At 71.5% G+C, this 22,016-nt stretch carries 23 protein-coding genes; 13 read left to right on the plus strand and 10 right to left on the minus strand.

The window, feature by feature from the left end; genetic code table 11:
- Nucleotides 1–72: 72 nt before the first annotated feature.
- The 3 genes from HC031_RS24445 to HC031_RS24450 are packed head-to-tail and all read right to left on the minus strand — an operon-like array spanning nt 73 to nt 3,172.
- Nucleotides 73–894: an MqnA/MqnD/SBP family protein gene (locus HC031_RS24445; protein WP_167927751.1), complete on the minus strand. Its 822-nt coding sequence runs from the start codon at nt 892–894 to the stop codon at nt 73–75.
- Nucleotides 891–1,544, minus strand: a complete 654-nt coding sequence (locus HC031_RS32620) for a futalosine hydrolase (protein WP_338090816.1) — start codon at nt 1,542–1,544, stop codon at nt 891–893. Before HC031_RS32620 ends, HC031_RS24445 begins: the two co-directional genes overlap by 4 nt.
- Nucleotides 1,541–3,172, minus strand: a complete 1,632-nt coding sequence (locus tag HC031_RS24450; protein WP_205863184.1) for an MFS transporter — start codon at nt 3,170–3,172, stop codon at nt 1,541–1,543. Before HC031_RS24450 ends, HC031_RS32620 begins: the two co-directional genes overlap by 4 nt.
- A gap of 124 nt (nt 3,173–3,296) precedes the next feature.
- Here HC031_RS24450 and HC031_RS24455 point away from each other — a divergent pair, with 124 nt between their 5' ends.
- Nucleotides 3,297–4,097: a DUF3027 domain-containing protein gene (locus HC031_RS24455; RefSeq protein WP_167927752.1), complete on the plus strand. Its 801-nt coding sequence runs from the start codon at nt 3,297–3,299 to the stop codon at nt 4,095–4,097.
- Nucleotides 4,098–4,233: 136 nt separating this feature from the next.
- Here HC031_RS24455 and HC031_RS24460 read toward each other — a convergent pair whose 3' ends face one another.
- Nucleotides 4,234–4,512, minus strand: coding sequence for a DUF2530 domain-containing protein (locus HC031_RS24460; protein ID WP_420813675.1), 279 nt, complete (start codon nt 4,510–4,512; stop codon nt 4,234–4,236).
- 92 nt (nt 4,513–4,604) lie between these two features.
- On the opposite strand from HC031_RS24460, the gene HC031_RS24465 reads away from it, so the two are divergent.
- Genes HC031_RS24465 through thpR form a run of 3 tightly spaced genes read left to right on the plus strand, consistent with a single transcriptional unit; the run spans nt 4,605 to nt 7,056 of the window.
- Nucleotides 4,605–5,039 (plus strand): MarR family transcriptional regulator, encoded by a 435-nt coding sequence (locus tag HC031_RS24465; RefSeq protein ID WP_167927753.1) that lies wholly within the window; start codon nt 4,605–4,607, stop codon nt 5,037–5,039.
- Nucleotides 5,040–5,098: 59 nt separating this feature from the next.
- Nucleotides 5,099–6,430, plus strand: coding sequence for an MFS transporter (locus HC031_RS24470; protein ID WP_167927754.1), 1,332 nt, complete (start codon nt 5,099–5,101; stop codon nt 6,428–6,430).
- A gap of 32 nt (nt 6,431–6,462) precedes the next feature.
- Nucleotides 6,463–7,056 carry an RNA 2',3'-cyclic phosphodiesterase gene (gene thpR, locus HC031_RS24475; RefSeq protein WP_167927755.1) on the plus strand — a complete coding sequence of 198 codons (594 nt, stop codon included), beginning with the start codon at nt 6,463–6,465 and terminating at the stop codon, nt 7,054–7,056.
- A 58-nt stretch (nt 7,057–7,114) separates the two neighbouring features.
- Here thpR and HC031_RS24480 read toward each other — a convergent pair whose 3' ends face one another.
- The 6 genes from HC031_RS24480 to HC031_RS24505 all read right to left on the minus strand — a co-directional run bounded on the left by HC031_RS24480 (nt 7,115) and on the right by HC031_RS24505 (nt 13,418).
- Nucleotides 7,115–8,101 (minus strand): aldo/keto reductase, encoded by a 987-nt coding sequence (locus tag HC031_RS24480; RefSeq protein WP_167927756.1) that lies wholly within the window; start codon nt 8,099–8,101, stop codon nt 7,115–7,117.
- 87 nt (nt 8,102–8,188) lie between these two features.
- Nucleotides 8,189–9,292 carry a septation protein SepH gene (gene sepH, locus HC031_RS24485; RefSeq protein WP_167927757.1) on the minus strand — a complete coding sequence of 368 codons (1,104 nt, stop codon included), beginning with the start codon at nt 9,290–9,292 and terminating at the stop codon, nt 8,189–8,191.
- 116 nt (nt 9,293–9,408) lie between these two features.
- Nucleotides 9,409–10,437: a serine hydrolase domain-containing protein gene (locus HC031_RS24490; RefSeq protein ID WP_338090818.1), complete on the minus strand. Its 1,029-nt coding sequence runs from the start codon at nt 10,435–10,437 to the stop codon at nt 9,409–9,411.
- On the minus strand, nt 10,407–11,525 hold the full coding sequence (serC, locus tag HC031_RS24495; protein ID WP_167927759.1) for a phosphoserine transaminase: 1,119 nt from the start codon (nt 11,523–11,525) through the stop codon (nt 10,407–10,409). Before serC ends, HC031_RS24490 begins: the two co-directional genes overlap by 31 nt.
- The gene (locus HC031_RS24500) at nt 11,518–12,288 is read right to left on the minus strand and encodes a hypothetical protein (protein WP_167927760.1); all 771 of its coding nucleotides are present in this window, start codon (nt 12,286–12,288) and stop codon (nt 11,518–11,520) included. Before HC031_RS24500 ends, serC begins: the two co-directional genes overlap by 8 nt.
- A gap of 23 nt (nt 12,289–12,311) precedes the next feature.
- On the minus strand, nt 12,312–13,418 hold the full coding sequence (locus HC031_RS24505; RefSeq protein WP_167927761.1) for a citrate synthase 2: 1,107 nt from the start codon (nt 13,416–13,418) through the stop codon (nt 12,312–12,314).
- A 166-nt stretch (nt 13,419–13,584) separates the two neighbouring features.
- Here HC031_RS24505 and pdxH point away from each other — a divergent pair, with 166 nt between their 5' ends.
- From pdxH to HC031_RS24550, 9 genes are all read left to right on the plus strand, one after another.
- A complete protein-coding gene (gene pdxH, locus HC031_RS24510; RefSeq protein WP_338090819.1) occupies nt 13,585–14,253 on the plus strand; it encodes a pyridoxamine 5'-phosphate oxidase in 669 nt (222 codons plus the stop codon).
- A 233-nt stretch (nt 14,254–14,486) separates the two neighbouring features.
- Nucleotides 14,487–15,689, plus strand: coding sequence for an MFS transporter (locus tag HC031_RS24515; RefSeq protein ID WP_338090822.1), 1,203 nt, complete (start codon nt 14,487–14,489; stop codon nt 15,687–15,689).
- A 20-nt stretch (nt 15,690–15,709) separates the two neighbouring features.
- Nucleotides 15,710–16,645, plus strand: coding sequence for an aldose 1-epimerase family protein (locus tag HC031_RS24520; protein ID WP_167927762.1), 936 nt, complete (start codon nt 15,710–15,712; stop codon nt 16,643–16,645).
- A 15-nt stretch (nt 16,646–16,660) separates the two neighbouring features.
- Nucleotides 16,661–17,287, plus strand: a complete 627-nt coding sequence (locus tag HC031_RS24525; RefSeq protein WP_167927763.1) for a nitroreductase family protein — start codon at nt 16,661–16,663, stop codon at nt 17,285–17,287.
- A 110-nt stretch (nt 17,288–17,397) separates the two neighbouring features.
- Nucleotides 17,398–17,688, plus strand: coding sequence for a type II toxin-antitoxin system VapB family antitoxin (locus tag HC031_RS24530; RefSeq protein WP_167927764.1), 291 nt, complete (start codon nt 17,398–17,400; stop codon nt 17,686–17,688).
- 33 nt (nt 17,689–17,721) lie between these two features.
- Nucleotides 17,722–18,897 (plus strand): acyl-CoA dehydrogenase family protein, encoded by a 1,176-nt coding sequence (locus HC031_RS24535; RefSeq protein ID WP_167927765.1) that lies wholly within the window; start codon nt 17,722–17,724, stop codon nt 18,895–18,897.
- A 105-nt stretch (nt 18,898–19,002) separates the two neighbouring features.
- Nucleotides 19,003–19,890: a DUF4230 domain-containing protein gene (locus HC031_RS24540; RefSeq protein ID WP_167927766.1), complete on the plus strand. Its 888-nt coding sequence runs from the start codon at nt 19,003–19,005 to the stop codon at nt 19,888–19,890.
- A 54-nt stretch (nt 19,891–19,944) separates the two neighbouring features.
- Complete coding sequence (locus HC031_RS24545; protein WP_205863186.1) at nt 19,945–20,526, plus strand: DinB family protein; 582 nt, start codon at nt 19,945–19,947, stop codon at nt 20,524–20,526.
- Between the two features lie 159 nt (nt 20,527–20,685).
- The gene (locus tag HC031_RS24550) at nt 20,686–22,011 is read left to right on the plus strand and encodes an ATP-binding cassette domain-containing protein (protein WP_167927767.1); all 1,326 of its coding nucleotides are present in this window, start codon (nt 20,686–20,688) and stop codon (nt 22,009–22,011) included.
- The last annotated feature ends 5 nt before the right edge of the window (nt 22,012–22,016 follow it).

The following is a 22,016-nucleotide window of genomic DNA, read 5'->3' on the forward strand; positions in this document are numbered from 1 at the left end:
CGGTACCCGGGGACATCCGGGCACCGGCGCGTCGCGTTCAGCGCAATCATCACGGTCAGCGCAGCATCACGGTCAGCGCAGCGGAGCGGGCAGCGGCGGCGTGAGGCCGGCGGCGGCCGCGCGGCCGAGTAGCGCTTCCACCGCCGCGTACCCTTCGTCGCCCAGGTTGGCGGTGAAGTCGTTGACGTACAGGGCGATGTGCTGGCTCGCCACGGCCGGCTCCAGCTCCTGAGCGTGCGTCAGCACGTACTCCTGGGTCGCCTCCGGGTCGTCCCAGGCGGCGTGTACGGACGCGCGTACCCACTCCGCGGCCGCGTCCGCGTCGACGGTGCCGCGGCGGGCCAGGATCGCGCCGAGCGGGATGGCCAGCCCGGTGTCGCGTTCCCACCACTCGCCGAGGTCGACGAGCGAGTGCAGGCCGTGCTTGTGGTAGGTGAACCGCGCCTCGTGGATGACGAGCCCGGCGTCGTACCTGCCGGCCGCGACGCCCGGCATGATCTGGTGGAACGGCACGATTTTGATCCGGGCGGGCTGGGCGTCGGCCGCCCACAGCCGCATCAGCAGGTACGCGGTGGTGCGGTCACCCGGCACGGCGACCGTGCGCCCGGCGAGGTCGGGGGTGGCCTCGGGGTCACGCACCAGCACGAGCGGGCCGCAGCCGCGGCCGAGCGCCCCGCCGCAGGGCAGCAGCTCGTACTTGTCCAGCAGCCACGGCAGCGCCGCGTAGCTCACCTTGACCAGGTCGTACTTGCCCTTCGCGGCGGACATGTTCGTGACGTCGACGTCCGCGTACGTCACGTCCATCGGCGGTGCGCCCGGTACGAGACCGTGCACTAGCGCGTGGAACACGAACGTGTCGTTGGGGCAGGGGGAGATAGCGAGAGACAGCGTCACAGGGTCAACTTTGCCAGGCAGGCAAATGTTTCGCTCAGCCCCTCCAGGGCCTCGCCGATGCGCCACGCGGCCCGATCACGCGGACCGACCGGGTTCGATACGGCCCGTACCTCGCCGAATGCGACGCCGGCCTGAATCGCGGCCGTGGCGACGCCGAACCCCTCCATCCCCTCGGCGACCGCACGAGGGTGGCGGGCGATCAGGTCGCGGGTGCCGGCGAGGGTGCCGGTGACCGTGGAAACGGTCAGGACCGGCCCGGACACCGCGTTCGGTAGGGCCTTCGCGGCCGCGGCGACCAGGTCGGGGTCGGCCGCGATGGTCGCCGTGCCGAAGCCGAGCTCGTCGAGGCTCAGGAACCCGTCGGGGGAATCGGCACCGAGGTCGGCGGCGACGCTGCTGGTGGCGATGACCGTCCCACCTATCGCGACGCCGATCCCGCCGCCGATTCCGGCCGACAGCACGGCGTCGAAGCGCTGCTGCGCGAGTACCCGCGCGGTGGTCGCCGCGGCGGAGGCCGAGCCGACCCCGCCGACCTCGACCACGACGGTGTCGTCGGCACCTCCCACCGTTCTCAATCCGCGCAGCACCGCCTGCCGCTCCGGTTCGACGGCGGTGACGACCAGCACCCGCCGGTAGCCGAGGAGGTTCACGCATCGTCCTCCGGGTCGAGGGCCGGATCGGTGCCGGACGGCCGGTAGAGGTGGTACCCGGCGGGCGGGTCCGGCTCGGGCCGGGTCAGCACGCGGGTCGGGCCCGCATCGGGTGACGGCTCGGGCCAGGGTCGGCCCGGCGCCGTCGGGTCGACCCGTACCGTACGCTCCGCCGCCGACCCGCGTAGACCACGGGTGGCGGCGTCGCCCGGTCGGCGGAGGTCGGCGGTGGTGGCCTCGGCGGCGGACGGTTCCTCCGCGGCCGGCTCCTCCGCGGCCGGCGAACCGTTCAGCCGTTCCCCGCGCAGGCGGGCCGCCGCCAGCACGGCGCGTACCAGCCCAAGCGCGAGCAGCGTGGCGAGGACACCCAGGGCGAGCCGGCCGGCCGACGGGATCAGCCCGAGCGCGCCGCCGGCCACCCAGGCGAACATCAGCAGGGTCTCGGAGTGGGCGAAGGCGCTCGCGCGTACCCGTTCCGGGACCCGCTCCTGGATCACCGCATCGACCGACAGCTTGGCCAGGCCGCTCGCTACCGCGGTCACCAGGCAGAGCGCGGCAACGGCCAGCAGGTTGTACCCGACGACCGCGACGACGCCGGCGACCGTGACGGCGAACACGGACCCGGCCTGCAACAGCACCGGGCGGCGGATGCGCAGCGTGGTGCCGACGGCCGTGGCCAGGAAGGAGCCGAGACCGAGCGCGCCGGCGACCAGCGCCATCGCCGTGGTGGCGGGCGGCCTCCACCCGAACAGCGCGACCGGCAGGTCGTGGGCGCGGATCGCGAACGCCAGGAAGAGGGTCAGGAAGCCGTAGGCGGCGCGGAGGGTGGCGCTGCCGGCGAGGCTCGCGAGGACCAGGCGGCCGGAGAGCACCTTGGCGCCCTTGTGGCCGCGCAGTTGGAGCACGCGCGGGACGGCCTCGGGGGGTTGGGAGTCGGCGCGCGGCGGCAGCCGCAGTGCCACGACCATTCCGTACGCGAAGACGATCATCGACAGCCGCAGCGGCCAGGCCGGGCCGATCAGCGCCGCCGCCGCGCCGAGCGGCGCGACCACGGCGCCGGCGACCGTACCGAAGACCGAGGCCCGCGCGCCCGCCTCGGACAGCCCCAGGCCGGCCGGCAGGACGCGGGGGACCGCGGCGCTGCGGGCCACCCCGTACGCCCGCGAGAGCACCAGCATGCCGAAGGCGGCCGGGTAGAGCGTGTACCCGCCGATGTGCTCGGCGATCATGTACGCGAGGAACGCCCGGCCCAGCATGGTGAGGGCCAGCGCATACCGCCGGCCGTGCCGGAACCGGTCGAGCACGGGGCCGACCACGGGCGCCAGCAGCGCGAACGGCAGCATGGTGATCAGCAGGTAGAGCGCCACCCGGCCGCGCGCCTCGCCGACCGGCACGCTGAAGAAGACGGTCCCGGCCAGGCCGATGGCCACGAGGGTGTCGCCGGCGCAGGAGGCGGCGTGCAGGTCGAGCAGGCGGATCATCCCCGCCTCGCCGGCCCCGCCGCGCTGGCGGGCCACCAGGACGTTGCGGGCGACGAACCGCGCCGTACGCACGCCGGTCCGGCCCAGCCGCCGGGTCGCCAGGGCGGCAACGAGGGCGGTGCGGGCGAGGGTGCGCGCTACCGACATGCCCACCATCTTCAACCATCGAGGCGGTCAGGTGGGCACTCGTAGCGTTTCCGTCGATGGCTCACCGGCCACGGAGGCCCCTTGTTTGCGTCAATGGTGTGAAGGGTCGCCTCTCGATGGCGTGATGTCGGCGGAGTTGAGGCAGAATATTCGGGTGACAAGGGTAGTGGGCAGGGGTGCCGCACGGGCGGCGAAGCTGGATCAGACATGCGCGGACGCGGTCGGCGTGGCCCGTTCGGCGTTGTCGGAGGTGGACCCCGACCATGTCGGCGAGCACCTGGAGGCGCTCGCCGAGGGGGAGCGGGTGGTGACCCACCTCTTCGACTGCCGCCTGCCCGGCTACCGCGGTTGGCGCTGGGCGGTGACCGTCACCCGGGTTCCGCGCAGCCGCCACGTGACCATCTCCGAGACGGCCCTGCTGCCCGGCCCGGACGCGCTGCTCGCACCCGAATGGGTGCCGTGGAACGAGCGCCTGCGCCCGGGTGACCTCGGAGTCGGCGATCTGCTGCCGACCGAGCCGGACGACTACCGGCTCGCGCCCGGATACCTCGCGTCCGACGACTGGGCGGTCGAGGACGTGTCGTGGGAGCTCGGTCTCGGACGTGCGCGCGTGATGTCACGTGAGGGCCGCGCCGACACCGCCCAGCGGTGGTACGAGAGCGACCACGGCCCGAACGCGCCGATCTCGGTCGGCGCGCCGCGCAACGCCCGTTGCGGCAGCTGCGGCTTCTACCTGCCCCTCGCGGGCGCGATGCGGCAGACCTTCGGCGTCTGCGCGAACATGTACGCGAGCGACGACGGCCGGGTCGTGAGCGTCGACCACGGCTGCGGCGCCCACTCCGAGGTGCTCTCCGGGCAGGGCGACGCGGCGGTCGACGAACTGCCCACGGTCTACGACGACAGCGAGGTCGAAGAGGTCCACTAGCCGGTGTCGGCCTACCGGCCCTCGACGCCCTGCCGGCTACCGGCCCTCGACGCCCTGCCGGCTACCGGCCCTCGACGCCCTGCCGGCTACCGGCCCTCGACGCCCTGCCGGCTACCGGCCCTCGACGCCCTGCCGGCTACCGGCCCCGGCGCCGGCGCCGGTTGCCGTCATGTTTGATCATGACGGCGAGCCCGGGGAAGCCCCACAGGAAGCCGGCCAGGCAGATCGCCAGCCAGTCGCCGTGTCCGTGCGCGCTGAGGGCATGCCGGAACGGCAGGAGCGCGAGTCCGGCCACCGCCCAGGCCACGATGCCGCCGATCGCGAAGGGGACCATCGGCGGGTCGAGCGCGGCGAGCCGGGGCGCCTGCGCCGGCTGGGCGTCGTCGGTCGGCTGTGGTATCTCGCTGGTCGGCACGGCGTCAGGGTACGCGGTGCCGACCACGTGATCGCGTGAGTGTGCTCACAAACAAACATGTTTAGCTAAGCTTATTAGTTAAGCTAACGATTGTGCAGGTACGCACGGCGTCGAACGAGCGGATCGCCGCCCTGCTGCGCGACGCGATCGTCCGGCTCAACCGCCGGCTGCGCCAGACCAGGCCGCTCGGTGAGCTGACCCAGAGCCAGCTCTCCGCGCTCACCAGCCTGGATCTGGCAGGCGCACTCACTCCGCGTGAGCTGGCCGAGGCCGAACGGGTACAGCCGCCGACGATGACGAGGACCGTCACCAAGCTGGTCGACCGCGGGCTGGTCCAACGCCTCCCGCACCCGACCGACGGGCGACAGGTGATCCTCTCGCCGACGCAGTCGGGCCGGTCGGTGCTGGCCGCCAACCGGCGGGCCAGGGAGGCCTGGTTGAGCGGTCAGATCGCGGCGCTCAGTGCGGAGGAGCGGGAGACGCTCCGACGGGCGGCGGAGATCGTCGACCGGATAAGCAGGGCCTGACCGGTGCAGGGTGTGCCGGCCGGGCCGCGAGTGACACAGCGGAGGAGGCGCGCACCAGCGTGCAGTTACGGCTGAACAACACCTTTCGTTCCCTACGGGTCAGGAACTACCGGCTATTCGCCACCGGTCAGCTGGTCAAGATGATCGGCGTCTGGATGCAGTTCACCGCGCAGGACTGGCTGGTCCTCCAGCTGTCCCACCAGCGCCCGACCGCGCTCGGCACGGTCACCGCGCTGCAGTTCCTGCCGGTACTGCTCCTGACCCTGTACGGCGGCAAGCTGGCCGACCGGTTCGACAAGCGGAAGTTGCTGATCGCCGTCAACGCCGCGTTCGCCGTGGTGGCCGGGGTGCTCGCCACCCTCGTCGCGACCGGCGTGGTGCAGCTGTGGCACGTGTTCTTGGTGGCCTTCGTGGCCGGCACGATCAACGCGATCGAGGGGCCGGTACGCCAGTCCTTCGTCTCCGAGCTGGTCGGGCGCGAACTGCTGCCCAACGCGCTGGCGCTGTCGGCGGCCACGTTCAACTCGGCGCGCGTCATCGGCCCGGCCGTCGCCGGCGCGGCGATCGACTGGATCGGCATCGGGCCGGTCTTCGTGGCCAACGCCGTGATGTGCGTAGGCCCGCTGATCTCGGCGATCCGGATGCGCCCGAGCGAGCTGTACCGCAACGAGCCCGGTCACGTGGCGTCCCGCGACGCTCGGATCATCGACGGCCTGCGCTACACCCGTCGCCGCCCGGATCTCGTCATCCCGATGGTGCTCATGCTGGTCGTGGGGCTGTTCGGCTTCAACTTCCCGGTCACGCTCGCGGTCACCGCCACCAAGGTGTTCCACTCCGGCGCACAGTCGTTCGGTCTGCTGTCCACGGCGCTGGCCATCGGTGCGCTGGCCGGTGCCCTGGCCGGCAGTGGCCGCCGGGGCCGGCCGTCGATCTACATCGTGCTCATGGGCGCGCTGCTGTTCGGCTCGTTGGAGATGCTGGCCGGGTTCGCCCCCAGCTACCTGGCGGAGATCGGGCTGCTGATCCCGACCGGGTTCTTCATGATCTACTTTGCGCAGGCGACCAACCAGCGCATCCAGCTCGGCGCCGACGCCGAGTTCCGGGGCCGGGTGATCGGTCTCTACATGTTGATCTTCCTCGGCACGACGCCGTTCGGCTCGATGCTCATCGGTTGGGCGGACGAGCGGTTCGGTCCGCGGTCGGGCTTGTGGATCGGCGGTATCGCCTCGGTGCTGGCCGGCCTCGTGATGACCGTGGTGCAGGTACGGCGTTCGGACGCGGAGATCGGCGTGCACATGCGGCCGCGACCGCACGTACACGTCCGCGAGCCGGCCGCCGACGGTCGTGTGATCGATTTCCGGGTGCCCGCCATCCGGCCGGCGGCGCGCTGACGCGTCCGTGATCGCCGGATAGCCTCGGGGTTGTGAGGCTGTTCGTCGCCGCCTACCCGCCGGACCACGTGCGGGAGGACTTCGAGGGCGTCGTGCGCCGCCTCAGTGTGGGGCAGCCGCGCGAACCCGGCCGGTCGGTGCGGCTCGCGCCGCCCGACCAGTGGCACATCACGCTCGCGTTCCTCGGCGAGGTGCCGGATCCGAAAGCGGACGCCGCCCGGTCCACGGTGGACCGGGCGGTGGAGCGCTGGCGCGCCGACCGTACCGGCGATCCCAGCGGCGCGCCGGCCGTGCGGATCGCCGGTGGCGGCACGTTCGGCCGGGGCCGGTTCACGACGCTCTGGGCCGGCCTGCGCGGCGACCTCGACGAGCTTGCCGGCGTCGCCGAGGCGTTGCGTGGTGAGCTACGTGCGGCGCACCTGCCGTACGACAACAAGCGCTTCCGTCCGCATGTCACCGTGGCCCGGCCCGGTGACCGGATCACAGCCGATGAGCTGGCCGCCGACCTCGCGAGTCTGGGCGCGTACGAGGGGCCCGTATGGACGGTCGCGGGGATCCGGCTGATGCGCAGCCACCTCGGCCCGCGCCCGTCGTACGACGTGCTGCACGAGGCCCCCCTGTCGTAGATCTTGGACAGTTGGCGGGGTTACAGGCCCGCCAACTGTCCAAGATCGCGGAAGACAGCTACCAGGCCCACGCCTCCGGACCCGGGCCGCCCTTGCCCACCGGCGGGAACAGCTCGTCCAGGCGGGCGAGCGCCTGCCCGTCGAGCTTCAGCTCCAGCGCCCGCAGCGAGCTGTCCAGCTGCTCGATCGTGCGCGGACCGACGATGGGCGCCGTCACGCCCGGCCGGGACAGCAGCCAGGCCAGCGCGACGTCCGCCGGGTCATGGCCCAGCTCGGCGGCGAGCTTCTCGTACGCCTCGATCGCCTCGCGGTGGGCCTCGAGATCCTGGCTCGACCGGCCCTCGGCCGACCGTGCGCCGGTACCCTCGCGCTGCTTGCGGAGCGCGCCGGACAGCAGTCCGCCGTGCAGCGGCGACCACGGGATGATGCCGATGCCGTACTCGATCGCGGCGGGTACGACCTCCAGCTCAACGAAGCGGGTGAGCAGGTTGTAGATGCACTGCTCGCTCACCAGGCCGAGGAAGTGCCGGCGGGCCGCCGACTCCTGGGCGGCGACCAGGTGCCAGCCGGCGAAGTTCGAGGAGCCGACGTAGCGCACCTTGCCCTGCGCCACTAGGATCTCCATCGCCTGCCAGATCTCCTCCCACGGCGTGGTCCGCGAGACGTGGTGCATCTGGAACAGATCGATCCAGTCGGTCTGCAACCGGCGCAGCGAATCGTCGCAGGCGCGGATGATGTGGCGCGCCGACAGGCCCTGCTCGTTGGGCCACTCGCCCATCTTCCCGTACACCTTGGTGGCGAGGACGACCTTGTCCCGGCGCCCGCCGCCCTGGGCGAGCCAGCGGCCGATGATCTGCTCGGTGACGCCCTCGCCGGTCTTCCAGCCGTACACGTTGGCGGTATCGAAAAAGTTGAGCCCGTGGTCGAGCGCGCGATCCATGATCGCGTAACTGTCGTCCTCCGAGGTCTTGGGGCCGAAGTTCATCGTGCCGAGGCAGAGCCGGCTCACCAGCAGTCCGGTGCGTCCAAGATTCGTGTACTCCATGGATCCACCCTAGGCCGGTGGAGGGGACCGCAGCCGGGCGCACAAAAGGGGCGGCCGTTGACGGCCGCCCCTTCGGTTGGGGATCGATCAGGAGGACTCGCGGGCCGGAGCGCCCCCGAAGAGCACGTCGTCCCAGCTGGGAAGGCGCTTGCGCGGCTTCTCGCCGGTCGACTCTGTGCCGCCGGCGGCTGGGGCGGTGTTACGGCGCGGGCGCAGGACCGCCAGCGACGGCACGTCCGGAACGGCCCGAGCGACGTCGTCGTCTTCGTCGAAGGCGGAGCCGGCCGGGCCGGTCGACGTGGTGGAGCCGAGCACGGCGGCCGCACCGCCCCGGACGGGCTGGCGGCTGGGCTCGGGCGAGGGTACGGGGGCGGTCCCGACCGCCGGGCTGAGGCGGGTGCTGGTGCCCTGACCCTCCAGCGGCCGTTCGAGCGAGGCGAGGAGCGCGTCCCGGCCGGAGCGGATCGGGTCGGCGAGGCCTCGGCCGGGGCGGGATTCGCGCCGGGCGGTGTCGGCGGCCGGCCGCATCGGCTCATGTCCACCACGGCTCAGCTCACCTGGCACGTGCTGCGGGGCCGGCGGGTCCTGGCCGAGGATCGGGGTGGGGCGCTCGGCGCACAGGTACTGCGCCATGTCGTCGTGCGGGGTGACGAGCTGGCGCGCCTTGTCCAGCTCCCAGATCGCCTGCGCGGTGGCCTTGCCGCTGGGCCAGGTGGCGACGATGCGCCAGCTGCCGTCGTCGCGGCGGTACGCGTCCCAGGAGATCTTCTCGTTGTCGATGCCGTGCTGTGCCAGCCGGACGTCGACCACCTGCGCGAGCGAGGCGCCGCTCTCGGAGTTCTTCAGCTTCGTGCTGCGCGCGTGCTGGGCGAGCATGGCCCGCTCCTGGAGCACCGGGCCGGCGTAGCGCAGCACCCGGTCGACCGGGACCCCCGCCACCCGCGCAACGTCCTCGGCGGATTCACCCGCGCGGATGCGGGCCTGGATGTCTCGTGGCGACAGGGGTGAGGCGGTGCCGAAGTCGTGCGCGGCGCTGGCCGGGTGGGGCGCTGGTGCCCCGGCCGGGCGCTCGACTCGTAACGCCCCGGCGAGGCGGTCGTCGACCGGCAGCGCCAGCAGGCGCCCGACCTCATCGGTGAGTACGAGTGCGTTTCCGTCCTCGGAGAGGGCGACGAACCGAACCGGTCGCATCCCATGCCTCCGTCCACCTGTGAGCAGCTACGTGTGATGCTCGGTTGAGGAAACAGTACGCGTCACCCTAGCTGTTTCGCTGGCTGCCGCGCCGGAGAGACCGAAAAGATACAAGGTCAGCCACGTGCGGCGGACATGACAAGGTTGTTCCACGGCAATGGCGACGCCTTGTCGAAACTGTTCCGATATAACACGACAGTTCTGCCGGTATCAATGCGTACCACCAGCGATTCGTAGCCGGGGGCCACCCCGTAGTGGCCGAAGCCCACGGTGCCGTCGTCGAACCGGAACCGGTGCAGGCCGTACCCGTAGCCGTGCTGATCGTCGATCGCAACGGCCGCCCGCATCGCCGCCAACTGGTCGGGCGGCAGCAGTTCGCCGTCGAGCAGCGCGTCGAAGAACCGGGCGAGGTCGGCCGGGGTGGACACCATCGCCCCGGAGGCCCACGACTGCGACGGGGTGACCTCCGGGCATGGCCGGTACCGGCCGTCGCAGCGCACGTACCCGGCGGCGTGCCGGCCCCGCAGCGTCGGGTCGACGGTCGGGAAGTACGTGTCGCGCAGCTGGAGCGGCGCGATGATCCGTTGCCACACCTGCGCGTCGAGCCGCTGGCCGGTGACCCACTCCACGACGAGACCGAGCAGCAGATAATCCGTACTGGAGCGGCGGTGGGCCAGCCCCGGCGGGGTGTGGCCGTCGAGGGTCAGCGCGAGGCGTACCAGATCCTCCGGGGCGTGGTAGCGGTCGAGCACCCGCCAGTCGGGCGGGTTGCCGATCAGCGCTCCGGTGTAGCAGGGCAGCCCGGAGCGCAGCGCCAGCAGGTGCCCCAGCGTGAGCTCCGGATGCAGCGGGTACTCCGGAAGCCAGCCGCCGACCGGATCCTCGACCGCGATCCGCCCCTCGGCGACCAGTTGCAGCACGACCGTCGCGACGAACGCCTTGGTGATGCTGCCGATCCGGAACCGGTCGGTCGGGCTGATCGGCCGGCTGTCGGCCAGGTCGGCCGCTCCGGCGGCGGCCGTGACCTGTTCGACCCCGTCCTGTGTGACGCGCGCGAAGAGGCCGGGCCCGTACCCGGCCTCCACCATCCGCTCCAGCGCGCGTTGAACCCCGTTCAGAGCCGTTCGACCACGTAGTCGACGCACCGGGTCAGCGCCTCCACGTCGGCCGGGTCGGTGGCCGGGAACGTCGCCACCCGCAGCTGGTTGCGGCCCAGCTTGCGGTACGGATCGACGTCGACGATGCCGTTGGCGCGCAGCACCTTGGCGACCGTCGCAGCGTCCACCTCATCGACGAAGTCGATCGTGACAACCACGTTGGAGCGCAGCCCCGGGTCGAGCACGAACGGCGTGGCGACCGGGGACTGTTCGGCCCAGCCGTACAGGATCGCGGCGCTCTCGGCGCAGCGCTTGGCCGCCCAGGCGAGGCCACCGTGGGCCAACATCCAGTCGACCTGCTCGGCGGCGAGGAAGATCGTGGCGAGCGCCGGGGTGTTGAGGGTCTGCTCGAGCCGCGAGTTCTCAATCGCCGTGACGAGGTCGAGGAAGGCCGGGATGTAGCGGCCGGATTCCTTGATCTCGCGCGCCCGGGCGATCGCGGCCGGCGACAGCAGTGCGATCCACAGCCCGCCGTCGGAGGCGAAATTCTTCTGCGGCGCGAAATAGTACACGTCGGTCTCGGCGACGTCGACGTCGAGGCCGCCGGCCGCCGACGTCGCGTCGTGCAGCATCAGCGCGCCGTCGTCGATCCCGGCCACCCGCCGGACCGGGACGGCCACACCGGTCGAGGTCTCGTTCTGCGGCGTGCAGTACGAGTCGACGCCTGGCTGCGCCCGCAGCGCCGCCGCCGTACCCGGTTCGGTGGTGTGCACGGTCGGCTCGGCCAGGAAGGGCGCGTCGCGTACCGCCTGGGCGAACTTGGCCCCGAACTCGCCGAAGCTCGCGAACTGGGCATGCGCGCGGATCAGGGAGAACGTCGCGACCTCCCAGAAGGCCGTGGTGCCGCCGTTGCCGAGCACCACCTCGTACCCGGAGGGCAGGTTGAACAGGTCGGCCAGCCCCCGGCGCAGCCGCGCGACCTGGTCGCGCACCGTCTTCTGCCGGTGTGACGTGCCCAGGTACGTGTCGGCGACGGCGGCGAGCGCCTCCACCGCTTCGGCGCGGACCCTGCTCGGCCCGCACCCGAACCGACCGTCACCCGGTTTGAGGTCGTCGGGGATGCGGATGTCAGCCATGTTCCGGTCTCTCCCAGGGTGGGGGGCGGTCCCGCTGCTGCGGGATGGACGGACCCGGCGGCGCTGCCGTACCCCGCAGATCCTGCCATCCCGGCTGTCGTCGATCCGCCCCGCCTACCGCACCGAGCGGATGTCCTCGATCACTGATCGTGATCGCCGGTGTCGGTGCGCCGGTCGCGGCCGGCGGCCGGGCGACCCCGACCGGCCGGGGAGGCGTCGTCTCGCGGTGCCGGACCACGTCGTCGCGCGTGGGCGCTGCGGGCGGGTTCTCGTCGCGCGTCAGCCTGCGCCGGCGACGCCAGGCCCGCCAGCTCAGCATGATCCACACCGTCTGGATCAGGGTCAGCAGCGCGAACGGGGCGGCGGGCAGGAGCTGGCGCCAGGGGCTGATGTCACCGGCCCAGGCATGCGTCGCGGAACGGTCGGGCAGCCACGTCCGCTCGACCGCCCCCGGCCGGTCGTGACGGAGCGTGCGCAGCTCGATCCGCTGCCTGCGGACCGAGCCGTCGGCCGCCGAGAACGGCCCGTAACAGAGCGCGTAGCTGCTGCTGTGGGCACAGTTCTCGATCGTCACGGTGCCGGGAACACCGCCGAGACGGGCCAGCGCGACCTCGATGCCCTCCCGGGAGAACAGGCCAACGCCGCCCGTGGCGGCGAGCCACAGCGCGAGCGCGAACGCCCAGCTGCCGACGCCGCGCAGGTGCCAGCTGCCCCGATCCTCGTCATCGGCGGCCGCTGCCGGATCGACCCGCTCCTTCGCCACACCGCAGAGCGTACGGGCGCTCCTCAGGCGCCGTGGGGAATCTCGTCCCAGCCCTCGACATCCTGCGGCTTGCGGGGGCCGGGGCCGACGTAGTTCGCCGACGGGCGGACCAGGCGTCCCAGCTTCTTCTGCTCCAGCACGTGCGCGCTCCAGCCGGCGACCCGGGCACAGGTGAACATGGAGGTGAACATGTGCGCGGGTACCTCGGCGAAGTCGAGGACGACGGCCGACCAGAACTCCACGTTCGTCGCGAGCACCCGGTCCGGGCGGCGGCTGTGCAGCTCGTCGAGCGCGGCCTTCTCCAGCGCCTCGGCGACCTCGAAGCGGGGTGCGCCCAGCTCGCGGGCGGTGCGCCGGAGCACCCGGGCGCGCGGGTCCTCGGCCCGGTAGACGCGGTGTCCGAAGCCCATCAGCCGCTCGCCGCGGTCGAGTACGCCCTTGACGTAGCCGACCGCGTCGCCGGTGCGCTCGACCTCTTCGAGCATGCTGAGCACGCGCGACGGGGCGCCGCCGTGCAGCGGTCCCGACAGCGCGCCGATGCCCGAGGAGATGCAGGCGGCCACGTCCGCGCCGGTCGAGGCGACTACGCGGGCGGTGAACGTGGAGGCGTTCATGCCGTGCTCGGCCGCGGAGATGAAGTACGCGTCCACCGCCTTGACGTGGCGGGGGTCGGGCTCGCCCCGCCAGCGCTTCATGAAGCGCTCGACGATGGTCTGGGCCTTGTCGATCTCCTTCTGGGGCACCGCCGGCAGGCCGAGGCCGCGGGCGGCCTGCGCCACGAACGACAGCGCGGTCACGCTGACCCGGGCCAGGTCCTCACGCGCCTGCTCGTCACTGATGTCGAGCAGTTGGCCGAGGCCCCAGTACGGGGCCAGCATCGCGACCGCGGACTGTACGTCGACGCGGATGTCGCCGGAGTGCACGGGCAGCGGGAACGGTTCGGCGGGCGGCAGGCCCGGGCCGAACTTGCCGTCGACCAGCAGCGCCCAGACGTTGCCGAACGAAACCTGGCCGATGAGGTCCTCGATGTCGACCCCGCGGTAGCGCAGCGCTCCGCCTGCCTTGTCGGGCTCGGCGATCTGCGATTCGAAGGCGATGACACCTTCAAGGCCAGGCTTGAAATCGGACATCTCTCACTCCTACGTCTTTGCTGGCGCTGCTGCTACTACTGACTGGTAGCCCTTCGGATCATTCTGCGGCTCCACTCGCTGTCGGGCGAGGGAAAGTGTTCACACGATTGTGTTTCGCGCGACACATCTTCACGCATTTCAGGGTCGATGACGGAAGGTTGGTGGCGTGACCCCCAGCACACCCGCGAATGAGGCGGACCTGGCCCGTATGCGGCGGGATTACATCTCGAGCACCGGGCTGGACGAGGCGGACCTGGCGCCGGACTGGCTGACCCAGTTCGGGCGGTGGATGGCCGACGCGATCACCGCCGGTCTGCCCGAGCCCAACGCCATGGTCTTCGCGACCGCCGCCCCGGACGGCCGGCCCAGCGCGCGTACGGTCCTGCTCAAGGCGTACGACGCCCGGGGGTTCACGCTCTACACCAACTACGAGTCCCGCAAGGGCCGCGAGGCGCTGGCGAACCCGTACGCGAGCCTGGTCTTCCCCTGGTTTCCGATCCATCGCCAGGTGGTGGTGTGCGGCACCGTGGAGCGGGTGGACCGCGCCGACACGGAGGCGTACTTCGCGTTGCGGCCGCGCGGCGCCCGGCTCGGCGCGTGGGCCAGTCCGCAGTCGTCGGTCGTCGAGTCCCGCGCGGAGCTCGACGAGGCCTGGGCCGAGATGGACCGGCGCTGGCCGGAGGGGGATGAGGTCCCGCCGCCGGAGCGCTGGGGTGGGCTGCGCGTGGTGCCCGAGACCGTGGAGTTCTGGCAGGGCCGGGAGAGCCGGCTGCACGACCGGCTGCGCTTCCGGTGCACCGACGGAAGCTGGGTGGTCGAACGGCTCGCGCCGTGACGCTCCCCGGCTTCGGCGATCATGGACACCTGGCGGGGTGACAGGCCCGTCAATTGTCCAAGATCCACGAGAAAGGCAGACAACTGAGCGAGGACAGATCGGGGCTCGTCGCCGCGGACGGAACGGGTGGCGGCGAGCCGCTGCCGGAGGCCCTGGCGGGGGAGGCGACGGAGCCGACCGGCGCCGCAGGCGACGGATCTGAGGGTGGGCGGGGCTGGCTCGCGCGGCACGCGATCGATGTCCGGCCGCTGCGGCACCCGGCGTACCGGCGGATGTTCATCGGGTCGGCCGTCTCCTTCTTCGGCTACCAGTTCACCGCGGTCGCCGTACCCGTGCAGATGTTCGCCCTCACACACTCCTCGGCCTGGGTCGGTTACCTCGGCGTCGCCGGCCTCGTACCGCTGCTGATCTTCGCGCTGTGGGGCGGGGCCGTGGCGGACGCGTTCGACCGGCGGCTCGTGCTGCTGGCCAGCTCCCTGCTGATGTGGGCGAGCACGCTGGGGCTCTTCGCACAGGGGCTGTTCGGGCTGCGCAGCCCGGCGCTGCTGCTGGTGCTGGTGGCGGTGCAGTCCGTGGCGTTCGCGGTGAGCGCGCCGACGCGGTCGGCGATCGTGCCACGCCTCATCCCCGAGCACGAAGTGGCCGCCGGCAACACGCTCAACTACACGATGTCCAACGTCGGCACCGTCGCCGGGCCGCTCGGCGCCGGCCTGGTCCTGGCGCGCTTCCCGGTCGCGACCGCGTACGCCGTCGACGCGGTGCTGTTCACCGTCGCGCTGTGGGCCGCGCTGCGCCTGCCCGCGATGGCTCCGGAGCGGGTCGACCGGACCACCAGCCGGATGGCGGACGTGCTGTTCGGGCTGCGGTACCTGGCCACGACACCGGTCCTGCTGCTGTCGTTCGCCGTCGACATCGCGGCGATGACGCTCGCGCTGCCGCGGGCGCTGTTCCCACAGGCCGCGACCGACCGGTTCGGCGGCGTCGGCGCGGTCGGCTGGCTGTTCAGCGCGATCGCCATCGGCTCCGTGGTCGCCGGGCTCACGTCCGGCTGGATCGGGCGGGTACGCCGCCAGGGCATCGCCCTCGTCGCCGCCGTGGTGGTGTGGGGGCTGGCGGTGGCGGCCGCGGGGCTGGCGCACTCGCTGTGGCTCGCGGTGATCCTGCTCGCCGTCGGCGGCGCGGCCGACCTGGTGAGCGCGGTGTACCGGCAGACCATGCTCCAGACGTACGCGCCGGACGAGCTGCGGGGCCGGATGCAGGGCGTCTTCACGGCCGTGGTGGCGGGTGGGCCGCGGCTGGGCGATCTGCGCGCCGGTCTGATGGCCCAGGGGCTCGGCCTGACGATCACCTGGGTGGGCGGCGGGCTCGCCGCATCGGTCGTCGCGGTTGCGCTCGTGGTCGCCTTTCCCGCCCTGCGCCGCTACACCGCCCGGTAACCGGACGATATCGTCTCGTCATGGACACGCTGACGCAGCTTCCTTCCGGCACCCAGTGGACGATCGAGGCTGACGGCCACCGGGCGACCGTGGTCGAGGTGGGCGGAGGCCTGCGGGAGTACCGGGCCGGCGGCGTCGACGTGCTGTTCGGGTACGCCGCCGACGAGATCTGCCCGGCCAGCGCCGGGAAGGTGCTCGCGCCGTGGCCCAACCGGATCCGGGACGGGCGGTACTCCTTCGGCGGCGACGTGCACCAGCTCACGCTGACCGAGCCGGCCCGGCACAACGCGATCCACGGTCTGGTCAACTGGGCGCGCTGGCGGCGGGTCGAGGCGACGGGCTCCTCGGTCACCGTGGAGTACGAGGTCGTTCCGCAGCCCGGGTACCCGTGGCCGCTGGTGCTGCGCACGACCTGGTCGGTCGGGACGGACGGGCTGGTCGCGGAGCACACCGCGACCAACGCCGGCGCCGGGCCCTGCCCGTTCGGCCTTGCCACCCACCCCTATGTCCAGGTGCCGGGTGTGCGGGTCGACGACCTGCTGCTGCGGGTGCCCGGGCGCTCCCGGCTGCTGGTGGACGGCCGGATGCTGCCGATCGGCGCGGCTAAGGTCGCCGGCAGCGAGTACGACTTCACGCAGCCGAAACCCATCGGCGAGCTGGCGCTGGACACGGCTTTCGGCGACGTGGACCGGGACGCCGACGGTCGCTCGGCGGTCACGCTGACCACCGCGGACGGCCGAGGGGCGGAGGTCTGGGCCGACGGCGCGTTCGGATGGTGGCAGGTGTTCACGAGCGACTCGCTGGCTCCGGACCGGCACCGGCGGTCCGTGGCGATCGAGCCGATGACCTGCCCGCCGGACGCGTTCCGGTCCGGCCGGGACGTCGTCGTGATCCAGCCGGGTGAGACCTGGCGCGGCAGGTGGGGCATCCGCCCGCTGCCGGGCGTGAGCGCGTAGGGACAGGGCACGAGGATGGAGTACGCCGAGGTCGTCCGCCGGCGGCGGATGGTCCGCAACTACGACCCCGACCGTCCGGTGCCGCCGGAGGTGGTCGACCGCCTGCTCGGGTACGCCGTGCACGCGCCGTCGGCCGGCTTCTCGCAGGGCTGGGGCTTCCTCGTGCTGGCCGACGAGGCGGACCGGCGGACGTTCTGGGAGGTGACCACCCCGGACGGGAAGGACGGGTCCCGGTGGTCGCAGGGGATGCGCCGGGCGCCGCTGATCGTCGTGCCGCACTCCAACCGGGAGGTGTACCTGGAGCGCTACGCCGAGCCGGACAAGGGCTGGACCGACCGCCGCGAAACACGCTGGCCGGTGCCGTACTGGCACGTCGACGCTGGGTTCGCCAGCCTGTTGATGCTGCTCGGTGCGGTCGACGAGGGCCTGGGGGCGTGCTTTTTCGGCATCCCGCCGGGAAACATCCCCGGCTACCGGAAGGCGTTCGACGTCCCGGACGAGTTCACCCCGATCGGTGCGATCACGATCGGGTACCGGGCCGCGGACCACCGTTCGGGGTCGCTGGGGCGGGGGCGGCGATCCGTCGCCGAGGTGACGCACCGCGGCCGGTGGGGTACGGGTTACGAGATCAGCTCATCGTGATACCGGCATTTGCCCCCATATATGTACGAAATTAAACCGTCGCACGTTGTCGGTAGGCTTACAGCGTCCTCGAAGCGGGGAACGAGGTGGGGGAAGGGGTGTAAGCCGGGGTGATCTTCAAAGCGGTGCGGGACGGGCGGCCGTACCCGGACCACGGTAAGACCATGAAGGAGTGGTCCGAGATCCCGCCGCGGCCGGTCCGGCTCGATCAGCTCATCACAACGAAGCGGGAACTCGCGCTCGACCGTCTGCTTGCCGAGGATTCGACCTTCTACGGCGATCTCTTCCCGCACGTGGTGCAGTGGGAGGACGGCCTCTACCTGGAAGACGGCCTGCACCGGGCGCTGCGCGCCGCCCTGCAGCAGCGCACCTCCATCCACGTCCGGGTTCTCGTCCTGTAATGGTTTCCGGCTGTAGGCGTTAGCGTGAAGCCCATGGCCGACCGCGTCGCACCACTGGATCTGATCGACGTCGACTCGCTGCACTCCGAGGAGGAGCTGCAGATCCGTGCGGTGGTGCGCCGCCTCGTCGCGGACAGGGTGCGGCCGTACGTGGCCGACTGGTACGAGCGCGGCGAGGTGCCGGTCCGTGAGCTGGCCAAGGAGTTCGGGGCGCTGGGCCTGCTCGGCATGCACCTGTCGGGTTACAGCTGCGCCGGGGCGAGCGCGGTCGCGTACGGGCTGGCCTGCATGGAGCTGGAGGCGGGCGACTCCGGCCTGCGCAGCCTGGTGAGCGTCCAGGGGTCGCTGGCGATGTTCGCGATCTGGCGTTACGGCTCCGAGGCGCAGAAGGAGCAGTGGCTGCCGGCGATGGCCGCCGGCGACGCGATCGGGTGTTTCGGGCTGACCGAGCCCGATCACGGCTCCGATCCGGCCTCGATGAAGACCCGGGCCCGCCGGGACGGCGACGACTGGATCCTCACCGGCACGAAGATGTGGATCACGAACGCGCCGGTCGCCGACGTGGCTGTCGTGTGGGCCCGTACCGAAGACGGGATCAACGGGTTCGTCGTCCCCACCGAGACGCCGGGCGTGAGCGCCCGCACGATCAAGCACAAGCTGTCGCTTCGCGCGTCGGTCACCGGTGAGCTGGTGCTCGACGAGGTCCGCCTGCCCGCCGACGCGGTGCTGCCCACGGCGCGTGGCTTGAAGGTGCCGCTGTCCTGCCTGACCGAGGCGCGGTACGGCATCGTGTGGGGTGCGCTGGGCGCGGCCCGTGACTGCCTCGACACCGCGATCGACTACGCCACGACCCGGGTGCAGTTCGACCGCCCGATCGCCGGGTTCCAGCTCACCCAGGCGAAGCTGGCCGACAGCGCGCTGGAGCTCGAGAAGGGGTACCTGCTGGCGCTGCACCTCGGTCGCCGTGCCGACGCCGGGGCGCTGCGGCCGCAACAGGTGAGCGTCGGCAAGCTCAACAACGTCCGGGAAGCCCTCACGATCGCCCGGCAGTGCCGGACGATCCTCGGCGCCAACGGCATCAGCGCCGAGTACCCGGTGATGCGCCACGCCGCCAACCTGGAGACCGTCCTGACCTACGAGGGCACCTCCGAGATCCACCAGCTGGTGGTGGGGCAGCAGCTGACGGGCCTGTCCGCCTTCGCGTCCTGACGGCGCCGGCCGCGAGCCGGCGGGCCATCGCGACGTCTGTTGTATCGATCATGCGCTCTGGGTATGTGGGATGGTGTCGGCGTCGGGGGATGAGGGGACACACCCATGGCCCAGGACAACGAGACCACGCGCTTCGAACGGGGCCAGGCCGCGGCCCCGGCGTCACCGGGTGATGCTCGCCCGACCGCTGAGCTGCCCATTCAGGAGGAGAAGCCGGGCCACCGCACCGGCCTCGGCTGGCCCCGGAGCGCTGGCGCTGACGACGGCCCGGATGGCAGCTCCGCTGCCGGGCCCGCCGACGGCCCGCGCGACGGGGCGCCGCCGCAGCCGCCCATCGTGGTCCGTACCGGCGGCGGCCTGCTGCGTGGTCTGTTCTTCCTGACCGCCACGGCGGCGCTGATCGTCGCGCTCATCGTCGGCATGACGGCCGTCGGCGTCCTTCCCCACCTGCGAAATCCGTTCGGTGGCCGTAGCACGGACCGTAGCCAGCCGGCGCTGCTGAAGTCCATCCAGGACATGAGCCGGTTCGTCGCCGCGGAGGGGAACTTCCAGGTCATCGTCGACGTGCAGAACGACCGGAAGTACGTGCCCGACTTCCTGGTCAACGACCGGACGCTGTTCGTGGCCGCCGGCACCGTGGAGGCGTACGTCGACTTCGGCGCGGTCGGGAAGGGCGCCGTCACCGAGTCGGCCGACCACCGGACCGTCCACGTCAAGCTGCCGGCGCCCCAGCTCAACAAGCCCAGCCTCGATCACGACAAGAGCTACGTGTTCGCCCAGCAGAAGGGGCTGCTCAACCATCTCGGCGATGTGTTCGCGGGCGACCCGAACAAGCTGCAGCAGCTGTACCTGCTCGGCGAGCAGAAGATCGCTGACGCCGCTAAAAGCAGTGAGCTGCCGCAGCGGGCCGAGGACAACACCCGCCGGATGCTCGAGGGCATGCTGCGGTCGCTCGGGTACACCTCGATCACGGTCGATTACGCCACGCCCTGAACTTCGCAATTCCTGATCGTCGCAATTGCGTGGCGCCATGCGCGCGGAGCGTCGATGATCGTAAACATGGGTGAAAGCCGGAAACGTGCGGACCTGTTCTTCGACGATCCCGCCGACGATCCGCGCGGGGGTGGCACCTCCCTCGGGGACGAGCGGGCCACGCTGTGCGAATTCCTGCGTGGCCAGCGGTTGACACTCGAGGTCAAGTGCGGCGGTCTGACCCCCGAGGAGTTGGCGCGCCGTTCGGTGCCGCCGTCGACGTTGTCGCTGCTCGGCCTCGTGAGGCATATGGCCGAGGTGGAGCGCATCTGGTTTCGGCAGCGGATGGCAGGGCTCGACGTTCCGCGGCGCTACCAGGCCGCCAGCCCGGGCGGGGGTTTCGACGACGGGGATTTCGACGGCGCGGTCGCCGACCCCGACGTCGTCGCCGAAGCGTGGCAGGCATGGCGGGAGGAATGTGCCTTCACCGACCAGTTCATCGCTGCGGCCCCGAACCTTGACATAATTCGCAGCCTTCCAGGTAACGGGCAGATCTCGTTGCGGGAGGTCCTGGTCCACATGGTGGAGGAGTACGCCCGCCACAATGGACACGCCGATCTGCTCCGAGAGCGCATTGATGGACGTATCGGTCAGTAAGGCATCAAAGTAAGCTCCTCCGTTCACTTTTTGGTAGTGCTCTCGTCACCACGTGCACATGGGACGTTTAGCCGATAGGCGAGAGCAGACACATTGGTCACAGTCGGTACCCGGGTTGAGCGATCCTGCTCATATTGACCGTGGGGCGGAGGTGTGACGGTGACTACAACCGTCGCGCTCAAGGATGTGACAAAAGTATTCCCGGACGGCACGGTGGCGGTGGACAACGTCAGCTTCGATGTCGCCGCCGGGGAGTTCATGGTGCTGCTCGGGCCGTCGGGCTGTGGCAAGTCGACCGTGCTGCGGATGATCGCCGGGCTGGAGGACGCTAGCGACGGGATCATCCTGCTGAACGGCGAGGCCGCCAACGACCTCCCACCCCGCGAGCGGGGAGTGGCGATGGTCTTCCAGGACTTCGCGCTCTATCCGCACATGACGGTCGCCGACAACATCGGCTTCCCGCTGCGCCTGTCCGGCGTTGACCCGGGTGTCCGATCCGAGCAGGTCGCCCAGATCGCCAGCGCGCTGGGCATCGGTGACGTGCTCGGGCGCAAACCCTCACAGCTGTCGGGTGGTCAGCGCCAGCGGGTCGCGATGGGCCGGGCGATCGTACGCCGACCGGGACTGTTCCTCATGGACGAACCACTGTCCAATCTTGACAGCGGTCTGCGCGCCGAACTGAGGGCCGAGATCGCCGGCCTGGTCCGCGAGCTCGGCGTCACGTGCGTGTACGTGACCCACGACCAGGCGGAGGCGCTGACCATGGCCGACCGCGTGGCGATCATGAGGCGGGGCGTACTGCAGGACGTGGGCACGCCGACCCAGGTGTACGGCCGGCCGGCGACCCTGTACGTCGCCGCCTTCCTCGGTAGCCCCCGGATGAACCTGCTCGAGGCGTCGGTCTACGTCAGCCTCGACCGCCACGTCGCGCTGCACTTCGGCGATCAGTCGCTCTACCTGCCGTGGAACGACGTACGTGCCCGCCACGTGGCGCACTTCCACGGCGAGCGCATCATCGTCGGGATCCGGGCCGAGGCGCTTATCCCGGTCGTCAGCTCCGCCGAGGGTGACGTCATCCACGGCCGGGTGCGCTACCTCGAGCACCACGGGCACGAGACCCTCGCGTTCCTCGACATCGGTGCCACGGCGGTGGTCGTCGACGAGATGGCCACCCAGCCGGCATCCGGCTCCGGCGCGCCGAACGGGCTCCGCCGCCTGGTGAGCCGCTTCGCGGGTCGCGCCGTCGGCGGGCCGGGTACGGACGACGTCGCGTCGCACGGCCGCGCCCACCAGAACGGCTCGGCCGAGTCGCGGTTCACCCCCTCCGACGGTGGCCGCCATCACCGCCGGCCGGCCGAACTGGTGGTCCGGTTGGCGCCGTACCCGGCGTTGACGCAGGGAACGCCGTTGGCGGTGCGGGTACGCATGGAGGCGCTGCACTTCTTCGACGAGCGCGGGAAGCGGATCGACGTCGGCATGCACTGAGCTTC

Source organism: Planosporangium thailandense (assembly GCF_011947195.1).
Classification (GTDB): Bacteria; Actinomycetota; Actinomycetes; order Mycobacteriales; family Micromonosporaceae; genus Planosporangium; species Planosporangium thailandense.